Consider the following 19,285-nt stretch of genomic DNA (forward strand, 5'->3'; position numbering starts at 1 on the left):
CTCTCTGACTCAATGAATCTGTACATATAAAACTATGAATAAATAGTTTTGTGTGTCATTCATCATTAAGTTTATTTTTGCTACCGAAGTAGCTTATGTAAAATCAACATTAACGTGAGTGCCCACACAAATTGCATGATAACTAATTTTTAAAGAACTTCGTTTAACTAAGAGTTAAACGAAAATGATTAATCGCATTCGTTAATCATTGTTGCTTGAGCGCTTGTCTCAAGCGAGATGCGCATCATACGCCTCTCAGTTTTGATGTCAAGCTTTATCTCAAATAAAAAGTAAAAACTTTAAATTGTTTTCAATAGCTAACTGGTCTATCCAGCACTAAGTAAACGAGAGTAAACTTATCAAAACACTTCCTTGGGATGTCCCGAAGAAGTGGAAGCGCATTTTAGGGATTTTTCCCTTCAGGTCAAGCGAAAAAAATAACTAATTTTAAATACTAGTTCAATCGTTCAATAAGTAAACAAATATAGGCCTATAAACATAAAAAATTCGCCATTTTTTATAATGCCTTTATGATTTCGCTTGCGCCAAGCACATTGTTCACTTTTGTAACTTTGGATTGTTTGGTTAGATCTTGCTTTCCAGCACTATTATTACTTGCATTCTCGCTACCGTTTTCAATTTCTTCTTCAAGATAACGACTTGCCACTAAGATACGGCTGCTAATACCGGCAGCTTCTGCCGCCTGCATATCTGAAGGTTTATCACCAATAAAAATACTCAGCCCAAGATCAATATCATATTTTTCTTGTGCCTTAAAGATCATACCGGGTTCCGGTTTACGGCATTGGCACGACATTTTAAATTCATTAATGCCTTTTGTCGGATGATGAGGGCAATAAAATACCTCTTGTATATCGATGCCCTGCTTTTTGAACTGCGCTAACATCCAGGAGGTTAATGTTTCAAAATCAGCAACAGTGTATAACCCGCGTGCAATACCCGCCTGATTGGTTATTACAAAAATGTCATAACCTTTTGCTACTGCCAGTTGGCATAACTCAAAGATGCCATCGACAAATTCAAAATCATCAATTTTGTGCACATAACCATGATCAATATTGATGATGCCATCACGATCTAAAAAAAGTGCCTTAGCCATACTTATATTATCTTTATACTTGTGGGATTAACCGAAGACATCATCCGTGATGAATAAAAGGTGCGAGTCTGTTCTTATGGCCGTACCAGTACAAAAAGTACAACCATAAAAACAAGCAACATTTTTACATGTAAAAGTTACATGCAAAGACCGCCATCAATTTCCACCACACGACCGGTGAAAAATTCATTTTCAAAAATGTATTTTGCGGTATGGGCGATCTCATCAGCTTCACCCAGGCGACCTACCGGCTTCATTTTTTCCAGACGTTCGCGCATTTCCGGTTTCATGGCATCTGTCATTGCCGTGCGGATAACACCTGGAGCAATGGCACCAACACGGATACCATGGCGACCCAGTTCGCGAGCCCAGGTCACTGTCATGGCAACAACACCGGCTTTAGATGCCGCGTAGTTGGTCTGCCCCATATTACCGCCACGGGCAATAGAAGACATGTTGATGATCACGCCTTTACGGTTACCTTCAATCATATGTACCGCAGCTTCACGGCCACAGAGGAAAACACCGGTTAAGTTAACATCGATAACCGACTGGAATTGTTCCAGTGACATTTTTTTACCAACAACACCATCTTTGGCTTTAACAAACATACCGTCTCTTAAAATACCGGCATTGTTGATCAAACCGTCGATACCGCCAAAGTCAGCGGCAATTTTGCTGAAAGTCTGCTCAACATCACTTTCATTGGTCACATTGGCAAGATAATAACGGGCAGAAGAGCCCGCTTCTTCGATTAAAGCAACAGATTGCTGAAGTTGTTCTTCATTTAAATCAATCAAGGCCAATTTTGCCCCGGCATTGGCCAAGTTAACAGCCATAGCTCGGCCTAAACCTTGCCCGCCACCTGTGATGACAATAACTTTATCGGTTAAATTCATGAATTTTCCTTAGTTCTCTTGCTTAGAGAATAAATTAAAAATGCTGGAGAAATCTTTGCCGCCATTACCAGCTGTTGCATGCATAGCATATAAACTACGGGCTAATGCTCCCATAGGGGTGGATGACTGGCTGCTTACTGCGGTATCCATGGCAAGTCCGAGATCTTTGGCCATCAAATCCACCATAAAACCTCCCTGGTAGTCGTTGGACGAAGGCACATTTTCCATGATGCCCGGACAAGGATTATAAACATCCAGTGTCCAGTTGCTGCCTGAGCTCTGGCTCATGATTTCTGACAAGACTTTAGGATCAAGGCCATTGGCTATACCCAGCTGCAAAGCCTCACTTGTACCTACCATAAGGACAGACAACAACATATTATTACAGGCTTTGGCTACCTGCCCTGCCCCGTGATCACCGGCATGGAAAATATTCTTGCCCATGTTTTCGAGCACAGGCTTGGCTTTTTCAAAGTGCTCTGAACTACCGCCAACCATAAAACTTAAAGTGCCGGCCTGGGCACCGCCAACACCACCGGATACCGGAGCATCAATAAAATCAATGCCTTTTTCAGCCAGACCCGCAGCAACTTTACGCGCAGTATTGGCATCTATGGTAGAAGAATCTATTACCAGGGCGCCTTGAGCGATATGATCAATCAAGCCCTGCTCTGACAGGTATAAACCTTCAACATGTTTACCTGCCGGTAACATGGAGATAATTAACTCAGCATCTTTTACACATTCTGCGGCGGTTGCATGTGTTGTCGCCCCTTGCTCAACGACATGCGCTACAGCTGTTTCTGATAAATCAAATACCGCTACTTGATGGCCCGCCTTGACTAAATTAATAGCCATAGGACCACCCATATTTCCTAATCCGATAAAGGCAACATTCGCCATGTCTTTCCCCTTGTTAATATTCGCTATAATTTTTTGTTTTTAATGTTCAAAATATCAGGATAACCCGGACCTAACTGCCCAGCTCTGCCAGCGGGTGTTCATCTGCCTGCCATTTAGATTCAAAAAACCAGTCAATAATCGCCGGATCGACATCGGCAATTGAGCTGTATTTCCATTTAGGCGAGTAATCTTTATCAATTAACAACGCACGTACCCCTTCGGCAAATTCACCGAACTGGCCGCATTTCACCGATAAATTGAGTTCCATGCGGAAACAATCCACCAACGACATGTTTTTACCCGTATTCAGCTGGCGGTACACCAAATGACCGCTGACCGCGCTGCCGTGTTTAAGGGATTTTTGCGCCTTATTAAACCAGGGATCATCAACCTCTGCCGAGACAATAGCATTGACTATGTCGGCGATATTATCAAAGTCCATGACCTGATCGATTAACGCACTTTGCGCTCTGACATGAGAAACCGGCAATTTTGCATTGGAGACTAATTCCAGGTCATGCATCAAGTTACTTAACTTGTCATGGTTGAGCGCCACGGTATTACCCCAGTTAACGGTTTTAAGGCCGTCGAGCAAGGCTTGCTTCTTCTCTGCCAGAATAAAGAAATCTGCCATACCGGTATATTTGGCATCGGCGGCATTAATAGAAGCGCCGGTTAAGCCCAAAAACAGACCGCACTGATCCGGCATACGGTTTAAAAACCAGGTCCCGCCAACATCCGGGTACAAGCCGATGCTGATCTCAGGCATGGCAATACGAGATGTTTCCGTTACCACTTTATGACTGGCACCCACCATCATGCCCAGGCCACCGCCCATCACAATGCCGGTTCCCCAGACAATAAAGGGCTTATTAAAGGTATGGATCAGATAATCAAGCTGATATTCCTTGGTGAAATACTCTTCCACCTCGGGAGAATAGTCGCCGGTATGGCTTTTCATGGCATTATAAAGATTAACGATATCTCCGCCGGCGCAGAAGGCTTTCTCTCCCGCTCCCTGGAGAAAAACGGCAGCAATTTCTTCATCATCATGCCAGCTGCTTAGCTGCGGGTACAAGGCTTCTATCATCTCGCCGCTTAGGGCGTTTAATGAACGCTCGGAATTTAAGGTGGCAATACCGACTTTTTTGCCGTTATCGCACAATAATTCTTGAAAAAGCACTATGTTATTCATTCAGTGGGTTCCTTACTAATTTTCACCAGCACTACTTATTTGACCAGACAGGCTTGCGCTTTTCGAGGAAAGCACTCACCCCTTCTTTTTGATCTTGAGTATCAAAAAGATCAACAAATGCCTGGCGCTCTTGCGGCAATGCCTGAGCAATTGGCATTTCCCGGTTACTTTGGATCAACTTCTTACAGGCAGCTACCGCCACCGGGCTTTGCTTGGCCACTTTGTCTGCCAGTACCAAGGCCGCATTTAATGCTTCACCCGAGTCAACCACCTCTTCTACCAGGCCGATACGGGCCGCTTTATCGGCATCAATTCTTTCACCGGCCAAAATCAAACGTTTCGCCCAGCCTTCACCCACCAGCAGCGCCAGATTCTGCGTACCGCCGGCACAAGGCAATAAACCTACGGTTGCTTCCGGCAAGGCCATTTGCGCATGCTGCTCGGCAATGCGGAAATCACAGGCCAGCGCCACTTCCAATCCGCCGCCCATGGCATAACCATTGATGGCGGCGATAGAAACGCCGCGAAACGCTGACAAGGTTTCAAAAGCCTCGCCAAAAATAGCTGACATATCCGCCGCCACATTTTTATCGCCATCGGCAAATAATTTCAAATCGGCACCGGCGGAGAAAAACTTATTACCGCCTCCGGTTAAGACCAAGGCGTAAATGGCTTTATCCTGGTTCAGCTCCAGTACCAAATCCCGCAAATCACTCAGACTTTCAAAGGTCCAGGTGTGCGCAGGCGGATTATTAAAAGTAACTATGGCGACGTGATCGCGTTTTTCAACAATAAGATGATCGGATGTCATAATTTTTTCTCTTCTTCTGTTCTTTTACAACGGCACTCAAGCACTGAGTACTAAAGCAATAAACCTGCACCTTCGGCTAATAAACGACGGGCAATGATCACCCGCATAATTTCATTGGTGCCTTCTAAAATCTGGTGTACCCGGACATCGCGGAAATGACGCTCCAGCGGATATTCCTTGATATAACCATAACCACCATGAATCTGCAGCGCAGCATCACACACCTGGAAACCGATATCGGTGGCAAACCGCTTTGCCATAGCGCAATAAGCGGTTTTTTCCGGGTCATTATTATCGAGCTTAAAGGCCGCCAAACGAACCAGCTGACGGGCGGCGACAAGTTCTGTGGCCATATCCGCCAACTTAAATTGTAAGCCCTGGAAGCCGGCAATCGGTTTACCGAACTGTTCCCGCTCCTGCATATAAGCCATAGCGCTGTTTAACGCTTGCTGCGCGGTACCGATTGAGCAAGTAGCAATATTGATACGTCCGCCGTCCAGGCCTTTCATGGCAATGGTGAAACCTTCGCCTTCTTCGCCCAATAAGTTTTCTACCGGCACTTTGACGTTATCAAAAGTGATCTGGCGGGTGGGCTGGGCATTCCAGCCTAATTTTTCTTCCGGCTTACCGTAAACAATGCCTTCTAAATCTGCCGGGATCGCCAGGGCTGAAATTCCTTTAGGGCCTTCTTTTCCTGTGCGCACCATCACTACCAAAACATCGGTATCACCGGCGCCGGAAATAAAGACTTTAGAGCCGTTCACCACATAATGATCACCGTCACGTTTGGCACTGGTGCGCAAGGAAGCGGCATCTGAACCGGCACCTGGTTCGGTTAAACAATAAGACGCCAGTTTTTCACCGGTTACCAGTGAAGGACACCAGCTTTCTTTGACCGAGTCTTTTGCCCAGGTGGCGATCATCCAGGTGGCCATATTATGTATGGTCATCATCGCCGTGGTTGCGGTACAACCCATGGCAAGTTGTTCAAAAATAATCGAGGAATCTAACCGGCTCAGTGCCAGGCCGCCGACCTCTTCGGGAGAATACAGGCCGCAAAAACCCAGCTCACCGGCTTTGGCAATCACGTCTTTTGGAAATATATGCTCTTGATCCCATTTGGCCGCATTCGGCGCGAATTCAGCATCGGCAAATTGTTTTGCGGTGTCAGCAAACATCTGCTGATCTTCAGTTAACTCAAAATTCACTACTTTCCCCAATGAAAAGAAATATTTACTAATAACAAACCATGGCTTGGGCCGTTTTATTATTATTTGAACACCCAAGTACTGCTTGTCAGAAAAAGAAAAAGGCTATTAGTTCCCTAATAGCCTGTTCAAACTTACAAAATTAAAGCATTTCTAATGCGATAGCCGTTGCTTCACCGCCACCGATACATAAAGAGGCAACCCCTTTAGACAAGCCTTTGTTTTTCAAGGCATGGATCAGGGTAACGATTAAGCGCGCACCGCTGGCACCGATAGGATGCCCTAAGGCACAAGCGCCGCCGTGGATATTAACCTTATTGATGTCCAGCTCCAGCTCTTTTACCGCCAGCATAGTCACCATGGCAAAGGCTTCGTTAATTTCGTATAAATCAACATCTGCCGTGGTCCAGCTGATTTTGCTTAACAGCTTTTTCATGGCGCCAACCGGTGCCACGGTAAATTCCGCCGGCTCTTGTGCATGCGTGGCATGACCGACAACTTTACATAACGGGGTAAGGCCACGCTTTTCAGCTTCAGAGCGCTTCATTAATACTAGTGCCGCCGCGCCGTCTGAAATAGAGCTGGAGTTAGCCGCGGTAATAGTGCCGTCTTTTTTAAAGGCCGCACGCAATGAAGGAATTTTATCCGGACGGGCATTACCCGGCTGTTCATCGGTATCCACTAAAACTTCACCACGACGGGTTTTCACGGTAACCGGGGCAACTTCATCGTTAAAAGCGCCCGAGTCTATGGCTGAGGTTGCCCGCTCTAAAGAGCGTAAAGCAAAGGCATCCATGTCTTCACGGGTGAATTCCGCATCATCGGCGGTATCCTGGGCAAAACACCCCATGGCAATACCGTCATAGGCATTTTCCAGACCGTCCAACATCATGTGATCAAATACCTGGCCATGACCCATGCGCATACCGCCACGGGCTTTAGGTAGGATATAAGGGGCATTACTCATGCTTTCCATACCACCGGCAACGGCGACATCGATAGAGCCTGCGGCGATAGCGTCATGGGCGAACATAGCCGCTTTCATGCCTGAACCACATACTTTATTGATGGTGGTACATACGGTAGATAAAGCTAAATCAGCGCCTAGTGCTGCCTGACGAGCCGGTGCCTGCTTTAAGCCTGCCGGCAAAACACACCCCATGATCACTTCATCGATTTGATCATTTTCAATTCCCGCACGGCTAAGCGCGGCACTGATAGCACTTGCTCCCAGTTGCGGCGCAGTAACATCGGATAAATTGCCCATAAAACCGCCCATAGGGGTTCTTGCAGCAGAGACAATAACGACAGGATCCAGAGCTGACATAAAATTTCTCCTAATTATAAAAATAAGACTTAAATTACTTATTCGATACATCCCCGTACCGAAACACCACTATATACGCAAACAGGCTAAAAATGCAGAATTAAACCGGCATTTTCCAGCCATTTTTCACCGGGTTTTATTTTACCCTTTTGTTGTTGCAGTCTAATGAAAATAAACAACTATTTAGAAAAATTTAACTTCAAAGCCAGGGATAAAAGATCAGCTATTTGACCTTAAAAAACCAAACCTGGTTTAACTACTTGTATGACGATATAAGTGCTAAAGGGTAACCCAAATTAACGTTTACGCCAACGTAAACTTAATAACCGCGATCAGCAGCTGCAGATAAGACCAGCTGAAATTATCAGCAGACACCTTGCCTAAGGTTAATTTTTTGCCGCTACTTTAGAGCATCTGATAGCGATTTACCCTTTTTTGTTGCAATTAAATAAACAATATTTAGCGGCCGATTGTAAGCTCTGCCTTACACTTAACTTTACTTTTCTGGCACAAGAGCGGCACAAGCAACTTTACGTTAACGTAAACTTCAGGTAGTGTTAGATGATTATTACTCTGCTGACGACATCATGAAAAAAACTGAGCAAACGACCTATTCTATTGGCGACTTGGCCAAAGAGTTTGATATTACCACCAGAAGCATACGTTTTTATGAAGATCAGGGACTGATTGCACCGACCAGGAAAGGACAAACCCGGATTTATAATCAAAGGGATCGCGTGCGCTTGAAACTCATTTTACGGGGCAAACGCCTGGGCTTTTCGCTGGCGGAAACCGGCCGTTTGTTTGAACTTTATGATGCCGATAAAACCAGTGCCACCCAGTTACATACTATGATGGAGCTGATTTATCAGAAAAAAGCAGACTTAAACCAGCAGCTAAAAGACATTAAAGCCGTGCTGATGGAACTGAATAATTTAGAAAAAAGCTGTCAGGACACCCTGGTGGCGATTGAACAAGATAAACAGAACTAATTTACGACAACTCGTTTACGAGCACTAGTTAACACAATTTAAGGAACAACCATGATTTCTCAATATTCATCATTAAACTTCAACCTGGGCGAAACCGTAGACATGATCCGCGATCAGGTCAACGCCTTTGCCCGTGATGAAATTGCTCCACGTGCCGAGCAAATTGATGCTGACAACGAATTTCCTAATGACTTATGGCGCAAATTTGGCGACATGGGCCTGCTCGGCTTAACAGTGCCGGAAGAATACGGCGGAAGCGGCTTAGGTTATATTGAACATGTCATCGCTATGGAAGAAATCAGCCGCGCTTCGGCTTCTGTCGGTTTAAGCTATGGCGCCCATTCAAACCTTTGCGTAAACCAGATCAACCGTAACGGTACCCATGAGCAAAAAGCCAAATATTTACCGAAATTATGCTCAGGCGAGCATATCGGCGCCTTAGCCATGAGTGAGCCAAATGCAGGCTCTGATGTGGTCAGCATGAAAATCCGCGCCGAGAAGAAAGGCGACAAGTACGTATTAAACGGCAACAAGATGTGGATCACTAACGGTCCGGACGCCAATACCTATGTCATTTACGCGAAAACCGATATGGAAGCCGGCTCCAGAGGTATCACTGCCTTTATCGTTGAACGCGACTACCCGGGCTTTAGCCGTCATCAGAAATTAGACAAGTTAGGGATGCGCGGCTCCAATACCTGTGAACTGGTATTTGTCGACTGTGAAGTACCTGAAGAAAATATTTTAGGTGAACTCAACAAAGGCGTAGCAGTATTAATGAGCGGCCTGGATTATGAGCGCGTCGTGTTATCCGGCGGACCTTTAGGCATCATGACCGCCTGTATGGACAATGTTGTGCCTTATATCCATGACCGTAAGCAATTTGGCCAGTCTATCGGCGAATTCCAGTTAATCCAGGGCAAAATTGCCGATATGTACACACAAATGAATGCCGCCCGCTCTTATGTTTACAATGTTGCCCAGGCTTGTGACCGCGGTGAAACTACCCGTAAAGATGCCGCCGGAGTGATCTTATACAGCGCCGAACTGGCGACGAAAATGGCACTAGATGCCATCCAGATCTTAGGCGGTAACGGTTATATCAATGAATTCCCTACCGGCCGTTTATTACGCGATGCCAAGCTTTATGAAATCGGCGCCGGTACTTCTGAAATTCGCCGTATGCTGATTGGCCGTGAACTTTTCACTGAATCTAAATAACATCATCAGGGAATGATGATAAACATAAGCTAAAACAATTAAATAAAGACACAAGGTAAGCACAGTGGCTAAATTAGTTTCCAAAATTAATCCTCGTAGCCAGGATTTTATTGAAAATGCTGCTTTTATGCAGTCACAGGTCGACGATCTGAAAGAAAAATTGGCAGACATAAAACGTGGTGGCGGTGAAAAAAGCCAGGCACGGCACTTAGGTCGTGGAAAATTATTGCCCAGGGACCGCGTCTATTCCCTGCTCGATAACGGCTCACCTTTTTTGGAACTGTCACAGCTTGCCGCTTATGAAGTCTATGACGACCACGTGCCCTCTGCCGGTATCATCACCGGTATCGGCCGGGTCGGCGGCCAGGAATGTGTAATTGTTGCCAACGATGCCACGGTAAAAGGCGGTACCTATTACCCGCTGACGGTGAAAAAACATCTACGTGCCCAGGCCATAGCCCTGGAAAACAACCTGCCCTGTATTTACCTGGTAGACTCAGGCGGCGCTAACCTGCCGAATCAGGATGATGTTTTCCCGGATAGAGAGCATTTTGGCCGGATCTTTTTCAACCAGGCCAATATGTCCGCTTTGAATATTCCACAAATCGCCGTGGTCATGGGTTCATGTACCGCAGGCGGCGCTTATGTGCCGGCAATGGCGGATGAGTCCATTATCGTTAAAGAGCAAGGCACCATCTTCCTTGCCGGGCCGCCGCTGGTAAAAGCGGCCACAGGTGAAGTTGTCAGCGCCGAAGACTTAGGCGGCGCCGATGTCCATTGCCGCACCTCAGGGGTGGCAGATCATTACGCGCAAAATGACAACCACGCGCTGGAAATCGCCCGCAGCACCATTAAAAACCTCAACCGGGTAAAACCTATGCAGGTGAATATTACCGAGGTAGAGCCGCCGCAATACGATCCTAAGGAAATCTACGGGGTTATTCCTAAAGATTCGCGCCAGCCCTATGATGTCCGGGAAGTGATCGCCCGCATCGTCGACGGCAGCGAGTTCGACGAATTTAAAGCCTTATACGGTACTACCCTGGTATGTGGTTTTGCCCGCATCTTTGGTTACCCGGTAGGCATAGTCGCCAACAACGGTATTCTTTTCGGTGAGTCGGCGCAAAAAGGCGCACACTTTATCGAATTATGCGCCCAGCGCAAGATCCCGCTGGTGTTTTTACAAAACATCACCGGCTTTATGGTTGGCCAACAATATGAAACCGGCGGCATCGCCAAGCACGGCGCAAAAATGGTGACCGCAGTGGCCACGGCACAAGTGCCTAAATTTACCGTATTGATCGGCGGCAGCTTCGGCGCCGGTAACTACGGCATGTGTGGCCGCGCCTACGATCCCAGATTCTTGTTTATGTGGCCAAATGCCCGTATTTCCGTGATGGGCGGCGAGCAAGCCGCCGGCGTACTGGCCCAGGTGAAACGGGATCAAAAAGCCAAACTCGGCGAAGAATGGAGCCAGGAGCAGGAAGCGAAATTCAAGCAGCCCATTGTCGACAGCTACGAGCACCAGGGACACCCCTACTATGCTTCGGCCCGTTTATGGGATGACGGCGTTATCGACCCTGCAGAAACCCGTCAGGTATTAGGCCTGGCCATTTCCGCTTCCCTGAATAAAACCATAGAAGACACCAAGTTTGGTGTCTTTAGAATGTAGGAAAGACCATGACAGCAATGAATAACCTACAAACAGATGCCAAGGTAGTGGTAGAGGTTGACCGATACGGCGTAGCCACCGTTACCTTAAACAACCCGGACAAGCATAATGCCTTCGACGATGCCATTATTGCCGAGCTGACCACCGCTTTTACCAGCATAGCGAATAATGACGACATCCGGGTGATGGTGCTGGCTTCAACGGGTAAGAGTTTCTCTGCCGGCGCCGATCTCGGCTGGATGAAACGCATGGCCAGTTACAGCTATGAAGAAAACTTAAAAGATGCCAATGCTTTAGCCGTTATGCTAAAAACATTGAACTTTATGCCACAGGCAACCATTGCCAAAATCCAGGGCGCAGCCTTTGGCGGCGCTGTCGGTCTTGCCAGCTGCTGTGATATTGTCATTGCCAGTGAAAAAGCCAGTTTTTGCCTGAGCGAAGTCAAACTTGGCCTGATCCCGGCAACCATCAGCCCTTATGTGGTTAATGCCATGGGCCTTAAAGCCTGTCGTCGCTATTTCCAGAGCGCCGAGCGCTTTTTTGCCGATAAAGCACAACATTTAGGCTTGGTAGATGAAGTGGTTTCCCCTGAAGCTTTAGATGAAGCCGTTGATGATATGATCCGCACGTTACTGGCCAACAGCCCACTTGCCATGCGCCGCGCCAAAACACTCGCCTTTGATGTCGCCTATCAGGATATCAATGACGAGTTATTGCAAGATACCAGTGAGCGCATTGCCGCTATCCGGGTATCCGAGCAAGGCCAGGAAGGATTAACCGCCTTTTTCGAAAAACGCGCCCCCACCTGGCAAACTGACAGTGCAGAAAACAAGAGTAAAGGATAATCACCATGTTTACTAAAATACTAATTGCAAACCGTGGTGAGATTGCCTGCCGCGTCATTAAAACCGCCCGTCAAATGGGTATCCTTACGGTTGCCGTCTATTCAGACGCCGATGCCGACTCCTTACATGTCAACATGGCAGATGAGGCCATTTATCTCGGCCCTTCCCCTTCCAGAGAAAGTTACCTGTTAGGGGAAAAAGTTATCGAAGCCGCCAAACGCACCGGCGCCCAGGCGATACACCCGGGTTATGGTTTCCTGTCGGAAAATGCCGAATTTTGCCGTTTATGTGAAAAAGAAAACATCGTTTTTATCGGCCCGCCGGTAGGCGCCATTGAAGCCATGGGCTCTAAATCTGCTGCTAAAAACATCATGGAAAATGCCAAGGTACCTTTAGTGCCCGGCTACCATGGTGATGACCAGTCAACAGAAGTCTTGAAAAAAGCCGCCGATGACATGGGTTACCCGGTATTGCTTAAAGCAACCGCCGGCGGTGGCGGTAAAGGCATGCGCCAGGTATGGAGCAGTGAAGAATTTAATGAAGGTCTGGCAGCTGCCAAGCGGGAAGCAAAATCCAGCTTTGGCGACGATACCATGCTGGTGGAGAAATACCTGACCCAGCCAAGACATGTTGAAATCCAGGTCTTTTGTGATAATCACGGTAATGCCGTGTATTTATTTGAGCGCGACTGCTCGGTACAAAGACGTCACCAGAAAGTTATCGAAGAAGCCCCTGCCCCGGGCATGAGTGAAGACTTGCGGGCCGCCATGGGTGAGAGTGCGATCAAATCCGCCCAGGCCATAGGTTACCAGGGCGCGGGGACGGTGGAATTCCTGCTTGATGTCGACGGCTCCTTCTATTTTATGGAAATGAATACCCGCTTGCAGGTAGAGCATCCGGTCACGGAATTTATCAGCGGCCAGGATCTGGTGGAATGGCAACTGAGAGTGGCCGCAGGGGAAAACCTGCCCAAGCGTCAGGACGAGCTGAAAATTAAAGGTCATGCCTTTGAAGCGCGCATCTACGCCGAAGACGCCAACAATGACTTTTTACCCGCTACCGGCACCTTAGACTTTCTCCAGCCGCCGCTGGAAAGCGAACATGTGCGTATCGATACCGGGGTACGCCAGGGGGATGAAGTCAGCGTTTTTTACGATCCGATGATCGCCAAACTGATCGTCTGGGATGAAAACCGCGACAAGGCGCTGCAACGCCTGGCCAAGGCCCTGGCGGAATACCGCATCAATGGTGTTGTCACCAACATAGATTTCCTTTATAACCTGGCCACCTGCCCGGCTTTTGTCCAGGCGGATTTAGACACCGGTTTTATCGACAAGCACCAGGCGGACATCTTCCATGAAAGCGAGCAGGCACTGGCGGATGAACTGCCGATGGCAGCCCTGTACCTGGTACTGGCCAATGCCAACAATGCCAAAGAGCAAGGGGCAAAAACCAATGATCCCCACTCGCCGTGGAATACCACTAACGCCTGGCGCTTAAATGAAGCCCATATTCATCAGTTGACTTTGTCCCATAACGATGTCGAATACCCGGTGACCATAGAGCAGAAACGCCAGGGCAGCAGCAGCTTTTATTTGATTGATGTTGATGGTACTAAAGTTGACTGTCAGGGACGTATCGAAGGTGATATGCTGCATAGCAACATTAACGGCTATCGCAGCAATGCAACCATAGTGCACAACCAGAACCAGATCAGCTTGTTCAGGCAAAACGGTGTCTTTAACTTCACCCAGATCTTTGCCGACTGCGGTGATCTCGATGATCAAGGCGATCAGGGCGGCCTGTGTGCCCCGATGAACGGTACTATGGTCAGTGTCCTGGTCAAAGCCGGCGACAAGGTTGAGAAAGACCAGCCGCTGGTGATCATGGAAGCGATGAAAATGGAGCACACCATACGCGCCCCAGGTGACGGCAAGGTCGAAGCCATCTACTTTAACGAAGGCGATATGGTTGACGGCGGCGCTGAATTACTGGCTTTTGCGGCAGAGGAATAACTATGTCTGATGTAAAGCAATTACCTGCTAAGGTCAAAATCGTAGAAGTCGGTCCGCGCGACGGCCTGCAAAATGAAAAAGCGCCGCTAACGGCGGCGGATAAAATCGAGCTGATTGAAAAGCTTGGCGATGCCGGTGTCAGCTATATCGAAACCGGCAGTTTTGTCTCGCCGAAATGGGTGCCGCAAATGGCGACATCAAGCGAAGTCTTCCAGGGCATCAAACGCCGGGAAAATATCACCTATGCCGCCCTGACCCCGAACCTTAAGGGTTTTGAGGGGGCCGTGGCGGTACAGGCAGATGAAGTGGCAATTTTCGGCGCCGCTTCAGAGGCGTTTAGCCAGAAAAATATCAATTGTTCCATCGAAGAAAGTCTGCAAAGATTTGAACCTGTGATGGCGGCGGCCAAAGCGGCCGGTATCCCGGTGCGCGGTTATGTTTCCTGTGTGCTCGGTTGCCCCTATGACGGTGATATTGCACCGGAAAAAGTGGCCGAAGTGGCAGAGAAACTCTTTGCCATGGGCTGCTATGAAATCTCCCTGGGGGATACCATAGGGGTCGGCACCCCGGCAGGCGTAAAGAAAATGTTACAAGCGGTGACGGAGCGTGTACCGGTGGAGAAACTGGCGGTACACTTCCATGATACCTATGGCCAGGCGTTAACGAATATTTACACCGCCATGGAGATGGGCATTGCCGTAGTCGACTCAGCCATTGCCGGATTAGGCGGCTGCCCTTATGCTAAGGGCGCCTCAGGAAATGTCGCCACCGAAGAAGTGGTTTATTTACTCAATGGTTTGGGCATAGACAGCGGCATCAACCTGGAAAAATTACTCGAAGCCGGCTGGTTTATCAGCGATAAAATTGGCAAACCGCCGGTTTCTAAAGTGTCTGCCGCTTACCGGGCTAAACAATAACCTTAGCCGTTAAGCACAGCACACTTTTTAACAATAAAGAATATATCGCTGATGAACACATGTTATCAGCGAATTTCATTACTTAGCTAATAAAGCATAGGAGAGACAATGGCCGGATTCGATAAAGTAGTTTCAAGCTATGAAGAAGCCATGGCGGGCTTAACCGACAATATGACAGTGATCGCCGGCGGTTTTGGCCTCTGTGGTATCCCGGAAAACCTTATTGCCGAAATCAAACGCAAGGGCACCAAAGGCTTAACTGTGGTATCCAACAACTGCGGCGTGGATGATTTTGGTTTAGGGATTTTATTACCGGATCGCCAGATCAAAAAAATCATCGCCTCATACGTCGGCGAAAACGCCGAATTCGAGCGCCAGATGATGAACGGCGAGCTGGAAGTAGAATTAACCCCGCAGGGCACCCTGGCAGAAAAAATGCGTGCCGGCGGCGCCGGTATCCCCGCTTTTTACACCGCAACCGGTTACGGCACCCCGGTAGCCGAAGGCAAGGAATCACGGGAATTTGATGGCCGCCATTACATTTTAGAGCCGTCGATCAAGGGTGACTTTGCCATCGTTAAAGCCTGGAAAGCGGATCGCTACGGTAACCTGGTGTTCCGTAAAACCGCCCGTAACTTTAACCCTATGGCGGCCACCGCCGGTAAAATCACGGTAGTGGAAGTGGAAGAAATCGTCGAGCCGGGCGAGCTTAACCCGGACGAAATCCACACCCCGGGCATTTATGTCAACCGCCTGATCCAGGGCACTTTCGAAAAACGCATTGAACAACGCACCCTGCGTACAGCATAAGGATTTAGACATGGCTTTATCACGTGAACAAATAGCACAACGCGTTGCCCAGGAGCTGCGTGACGGATATTACGTAAACTTAGGCATAGGTATTCCCACCTTAGTCGCCAACTATGTACCGGACGGCATGGAAGTCATGCTGCAGTCGGAAAACGGCTTATTGGGTATGGGCCAGTTCCCGACCGAAGACGAGCTTGATGCCGATTTGATCAATGCCGGCAAGCAAACGGTCACTATGGCCAAAGGCGCCTCTATTTTCGACTCGGCGGAATCTTTTGCCATGATCCGCGGCGGCCACGTAGATTTAACGGTATTGGGGGCATTTGAAGTGGATGTTCAGGGTAACATCGCTTCTTATATGATCCCGGGCAAGTTAATCAAGGGCATGGGCGGCGCCATGGATTTGGTCGCCGGCGCCGACAATATAATTGTCACTATGACCCATGCCTCCAAGCACGGCGTCTCTAAACTACTGAGCGAATGTACCCTGCCGCTGACCGGTAAAGGCTGCATCAAAAAAGTGCTGACCGATTTGGCCTTTTTGGAAATCAAAGAAGGTAAGTTCCACCTGCTGGAACGTGCTCCGGGGGTTTCTGTCGATGAAATCATCAAGTTAACCGCAGGTGAACTGGTGGTGCCCGAGCATGTACCTGAGATGTCTTTTTAAGACTTCAAAGGGTAAGCATTACCTACAAGATTTGCAGACATTGCCGTCTGTCATCATATAAATCAGGGGGCGAAAGCCCCTTTTTTTATGCCGGGAAAATACGAAAAACCCGGTTTAAGCTACTGTTCTGATAAATAAAAACACTATTGATAGAAAAACAAATGCACCTGGTCCTACCGGGGTTGCATTATCCACAGATTTTGGTAATACTTAAGGTGACAAAGAAAAGGCAAAACACGCGAAAACGTGTGACGCAAAACCACCGGTCTAAGGGTTAGCAATAACCTATGACAGCGGAGTCACCTCGTTAATAGGTACATCCAGTGGTTTTTTCTTTTTATAACTCATTAAATTATTTAAGGTTATTAAAATGAAAAAATTATTACTAGCTTCTACCATCACTGCTTTAACAATAACGTCTGTTGTCTCTGTACCTCAGGCACAGGCTGCAAACATCGCACAGAGTATCTGTGAGTATGTAGCCTCTGACGATAAGAAACGCATGCGCTCATTTTTAAAAGCGAATAAATTAAAGGTACGCAGTATTTTTAGTGGTATTCAATGTAATGGTAAAAACTTGTTGGAATTTGCTGCCGCAAAAGGCTCAGTAAAAACAGGTTCTTTGATGATTAAAAAATTACCGAAGAAAGTTGTTTCTGCTAACCTGGCACACTTCCAGTCCGGATCGCAACCGTTGATAGACGCTGCAAACGCCCGCGTTAGCAGCTAGCAATTATTAGCCCGTGGAAGTTAGTAATAATTTTTACCCGTTAATAATTCTTATGTCAAATTAAAAAAGCCAGCATCTGCTGGCTTTTTTCTTTATTTTATAGTTACTTACTCCTGTTAATTCAGCAGCCCGGCAACATGTTCCAGCGCTTCTTGCGCCGAACCGCTGACCCCCGACAGCTGGAAAAAACCGTGTATGACCCCCAAATAGCGGCGACAACGGGCATCAACCCCGGCTGCAAGCAAGTTACGGTAAAGTTGCTCACCTTCATTTAATAAAGGATCAAATTCTGCCGTCAGGATATGGGTTTGCGGTAAACCGGCTAAATCTTTGCGATAGAGCGGGCTGATTTGCGGATCTTGCTTATCTATTTTGCTAGCCCCCAGATAGAGCTCAAAACCGGATAACAGCATCTCCCGGGTAATAAGATAATGCTCGCCGTATGTCAAATAGCTCTCACTTGCACCTTTGGCATCAAGCATAGGATAAATCAATACCTGCTTCTTAGGCAGCCAGCTGCCCTCATCCCTTAATCGTAAGCTGGTATTAAGGCATAAATGCCCGCCGGCACTGTCGCCGGCCAGGATAATTTTGTGCGGATCGCCGCCCCACTCCCGGCAATGCTGATAAATAAGCTGACTTGCCCGGTAGGCATCATCATGGGCCGCCGGATAGCTAAATTCAGGTGCCAGGCGATAATCCACACCGATCACCATAGCGCCGGATAAGTTCGCCAGCTTACGCATTTGCTGATCATGGGTGGCGAAGTCACCGCTGACAAAGCAGCCGCCATGAAAATAAATCACCACAGCTAAATTGTCATCAGCACTAGGCTTAAATACCCTTAAAGAAATACCGTCAATCACTTTATCTTGCACCAGCAAAACCTGCTCGGCTGCACCTGCCAGGGAGACAGTGTCCAGATAACCCTGGCGTCTGCTTTCAATATCCTGGTCCGCACCAGAGGGACATCCCGCATCATTAAATGCCTGTACCAACTCACGGATCCCAGGCTCAAACTGCTTATATTTCATGGAATTTTCCCTTCAGACAACATTTAAAGGGAGGAGATTAGCAGAAACGCCACAAACTGTATATAAACACAGTTCGCATATTTTCCCGTTGTTTTTCGTTATTACAGAAACCAAAAAGGACAGCCGAAACTGTCCTTTTATTCAAGATAAAAACCTAAGCCCTCAGGTTTTAGTACTTTTATTCTATGCCCAGGTATTTATGCACCTGCACCGACAAACGCCAGTTATTCTCTATACAGGTTTTAATGGCCAGCTCAGTTGCTCTGGGCTTCTGGCTGATAGGCTGTAAATAGACCGGGGTTGCCGTGATCTGATGTTCGGCCAACAAAGCTTTTAATTCATCCACATGCTGCTCTGTGGCCACCGGATGCTTAATTTCATTCGCCCGGGACATGGCGGAGGTTAAAATTTTATAACCGCCACGCATATTCACTTTCGGGGAAACCGTGACCCAGCAGTTGTCGCTGACCCGGATTTCAAACGTGCCGGAAGTTTCCACCTGGCAGGAAAAACCTGCTTGCTCCAAAGCCTCACATAAAGGTTTCAAATCCACCATGCAAGGCTCACCGCCGGTCAGTACAATATGTTTGGCCTGATAGCCTTCTGCGGTGATGGTCTCGAGGATTTGCTCAACCGATAATTCGCTCCAGTAATCGGACTCCTGAGTTTTGCCCAGCATAACATCACTTGCCACTTGTAATTGCGGGTCTATTTCCCAGGTATGCTTGGTATCACACCAGGAGCAGCCCACCGGGCATCCCTGTAAACGAATAAAAATCGAGGGCTGTCCGGTAAAGGAGCCTTCCCCCTGGATGGTTTCAAATAATTCGTTAATCTTATAACAAGTTGTCTTCACTTTAATGCTTTAGCCTTTTCGGTAGATAGAGTAAAATCGCGCAAGATTATGATTATACCCCAA

18 protein-coding genes and 1 riboswitch are annotated in these 19,285 nt (G+C 47.6%); of the genes, 9 read left to right on the forward strand and 9 right to left on the reverse strand.

Annotation, left to right across the window (positions count from 1 at the left end; translation table 11 throughout):
- Nucleotides 1-517: 517 nt before the first annotated feature.
- The 7 genes from gmhB to QL234_RS31480 all read right to left on the reverse strand — a co-directional run bounded on the left by gmhB (nt 518) and on the right by QL234_RS31480 (nt 7,463).
- Complete coding sequence (gene gmhB / locus QL234_RS31450; protein WP_281561685.1) at nt 518-1,120, reverse strand: D-glycero-beta-D-manno-heptose 1,7-bisphosphate 7-phosphatase; 603 nt, start codon at nt 1,118-1,120, stop codon at nt 518-520.
- A 137-nt stretch (nt 1,121-1,257) separates the two neighbouring features.
- On the reverse strand, nt 1,258-2,019 hold the full coding sequence (locus QL234_RS31455; RefSeq protein ID WP_281561686.1) for an SDR family oxidoreductase: 762 nt from the start codon (nt 2,017-2,019) through the stop codon (nt 1,258-1,260).
- Between the two features lie 9 nt (nt 2,020-2,028).
- Nucleotides 2,029-2,922 carry a 3-hydroxyisobutyrate dehydrogenase gene (gene mmsB, locus QL234_RS31460; RefSeq protein ID WP_281561687.1) on the reverse strand — a complete coding sequence of 298 codons (894 nt, stop codon included), beginning with the start codon at nt 2,920-2,922 and terminating at the stop codon, nt 2,029-2,031.
- Nucleotides 2,923-2,992: 70 nt separating this feature from the next.
- Entirely contained in the window at nt 2,993-4,117 is a 1,125-nt protein-coding gene (locus tag QL234_RS31465; RefSeq protein ID WP_281561688.1) for an enoyl-CoA hydratase/isomerase family protein, read from the reverse strand.
- A 31-nt stretch (nt 4,118-4,148) separates the two neighbouring features.
- Nucleotides 4,149-4,928, reverse strand: a complete 780-nt coding sequence (locus tag QL234_RS31470) for an enoyl-CoA hydratase (RefSeq protein WP_281561689.1) — start codon at nt 4,926-4,928, stop codon at nt 4,149-4,151.
- 50 nt (nt 4,929-4,978) lie between these two features.
- Complete coding sequence (locus tag QL234_RS31475) at nt 4,979-6,136, reverse strand: acyl-CoA dehydrogenase family protein (RefSeq protein ID WP_281561690.1); 1,158 nt, start codon at nt 6,134-6,136, stop codon at nt 4,979-4,981.
- 142 nt (nt 6,137-6,278) lie between these two features.
- Nucleotides 6,279-7,463, reverse strand: a complete 1,185-nt coding sequence (locus QL234_RS31480) for an acetyl-CoA C-acyltransferase (protein ID WP_044833887.1) — start codon at nt 7,461-7,463, stop codon at nt 6,279-6,281.
- A 587-nt stretch (nt 7,464-8,050) separates the two neighbouring features.
- On the opposite strand from QL234_RS31480, the gene QL234_RS31485 reads away from it, so the two are divergent.
- The 9 genes from QL234_RS31485 to QL234_RS31525 all read left to right on the forward strand — a co-directional run bounded on the left by QL234_RS31485 (nt 8,051) and on the right by QL234_RS31525 (nt 17,332).
- Nucleotides 8,051-8,455 (forward strand): MerR family DNA-binding transcriptional regulator, encoded by a 405-nt coding sequence (locus QL234_RS31485; protein ID WP_044833888.1) that lies wholly within the window; start codon nt 8,051-8,053, stop codon nt 8,453-8,455.
- A 51-nt stretch (nt 8,456-8,506) separates the two neighbouring features.
- Nucleotides 8,507-9,676 (forward strand): isovaleryl-CoA dehydrogenase, encoded by a 1,170-nt coding sequence (locus tag QL234_RS31490; protein ID WP_281561691.1) that lies wholly within the window; start codon nt 8,507-8,509, stop codon nt 9,674-9,676.
- Between the two features lie 64 nt (nt 9,677-9,740).
- A complete protein-coding gene (locus QL234_RS31495; protein WP_281561692.1) occupies nt 9,741-11,348 on the forward strand; it encodes a carboxyl transferase domain-containing protein in 1,608 nt (535 codons plus the stop codon).
- Between the two features lie 17 nt (nt 11,349-11,365).
- Nucleotides 11,366-12,193, forward strand: coding sequence for an enoyl-CoA hydratase/isomerase family protein (locus QL234_RS31500; protein WP_281561706.1), 828 nt, complete (start codon nt 11,366-11,368; stop codon nt 12,191-12,193).
- Between the two features lie 5 nt (nt 12,194-12,198).
- Nucleotides 12,199-14,208 (forward strand): acetyl/propionyl/methylcrotonyl-CoA carboxylase subunit alpha, encoded by a 2,010-nt coding sequence (locus QL234_RS31505; RefSeq protein ID WP_281561693.1) that lies wholly within the window; start codon nt 12,199-12,201, stop codon nt 14,206-14,208.
- A gap of 2 nt (nt 14,209-14,210) precedes the next feature.
- Entirely contained in the window at nt 14,211-15,125 is a 915-nt protein-coding gene (locus QL234_RS31510) for a hydroxymethylglutaryl-CoA lyase (RefSeq protein WP_281561694.1), read from the forward strand.
- 108 nt (nt 15,126-15,233) lie between these two features.
- Nucleotides 15,234-15,935 carry a CoA transferase subunit A gene (locus QL234_RS31515; RefSeq protein ID WP_281561695.1) on the forward strand — a complete coding sequence of 234 codons (702 nt, stop codon included), beginning with the start codon at nt 15,234-15,236 and terminating at the stop codon, nt 15,933-15,935.
- A 10-nt stretch (nt 15,936-15,945) separates the two neighbouring features.
- Nucleotides 15,946-16,602, forward strand: a complete 657-nt coding sequence (locus QL234_RS31520; protein ID WP_281561696.1) for a 3-oxoacid CoA-transferase subunit B — start codon at nt 15,946-15,948, stop codon at nt 16,600-16,602.
- 218 nt (nt 16,603-16,820) lie between these two features.
- Nucleotides 16,821-16,909, forward strand: a riboswitch (cyclic di-GMP riboswitch).
- A gap of 63 nt (nt 16,910-16,972) precedes the next feature.
- Nucleotides 16,973-17,332 (forward strand): DUF3718 domain-containing protein, encoded by a 360-nt coding sequence (locus tag QL234_RS31525; protein WP_281561697.1) that lies wholly within the window; start codon nt 16,973-16,975, stop codon nt 17,330-17,332.
- 116 nt (nt 17,333-17,448) lie between these two features.
- Here the strand turns inward: QL234_RS31525 and QL234_RS31530 are convergent, their stop codons facing one another.
- Both QL234_RS31530 and queE read right to left on the reverse strand, forming a co-directional pair.
- Nucleotides 17,449-18,366 carry an alpha/beta hydrolase gene (locus QL234_RS31530; protein WP_281561698.1) on the reverse strand — a complete coding sequence of 306 codons (918 nt, stop codon included), beginning with the start codon at nt 18,364-18,366 and terminating at the stop codon, nt 17,449-17,451.
- A gap of 178 nt (nt 18,367-18,544) precedes the next feature.
- Nucleotides 18,545-19,228, reverse strand: coding sequence for a 7-carboxy-7-deazaguanine synthase QueE (gene queE, locus QL234_RS31535; RefSeq protein ID WP_281561707.1), 684 nt, complete (start codon nt 19,226-19,228; stop codon nt 18,545-18,547).
- Nucleotides 19,229-19,285: the final 57 nt, after the last annotated feature.

Source organism: Thalassomonas sp. RHCl1 (assembly GCF_947387555.1).
Classification (GTDB): Bacteria; Pseudomonadota; Gammaproteobacteria; order Enterobacterales; family Alteromonadaceae; genus Thalassomonas.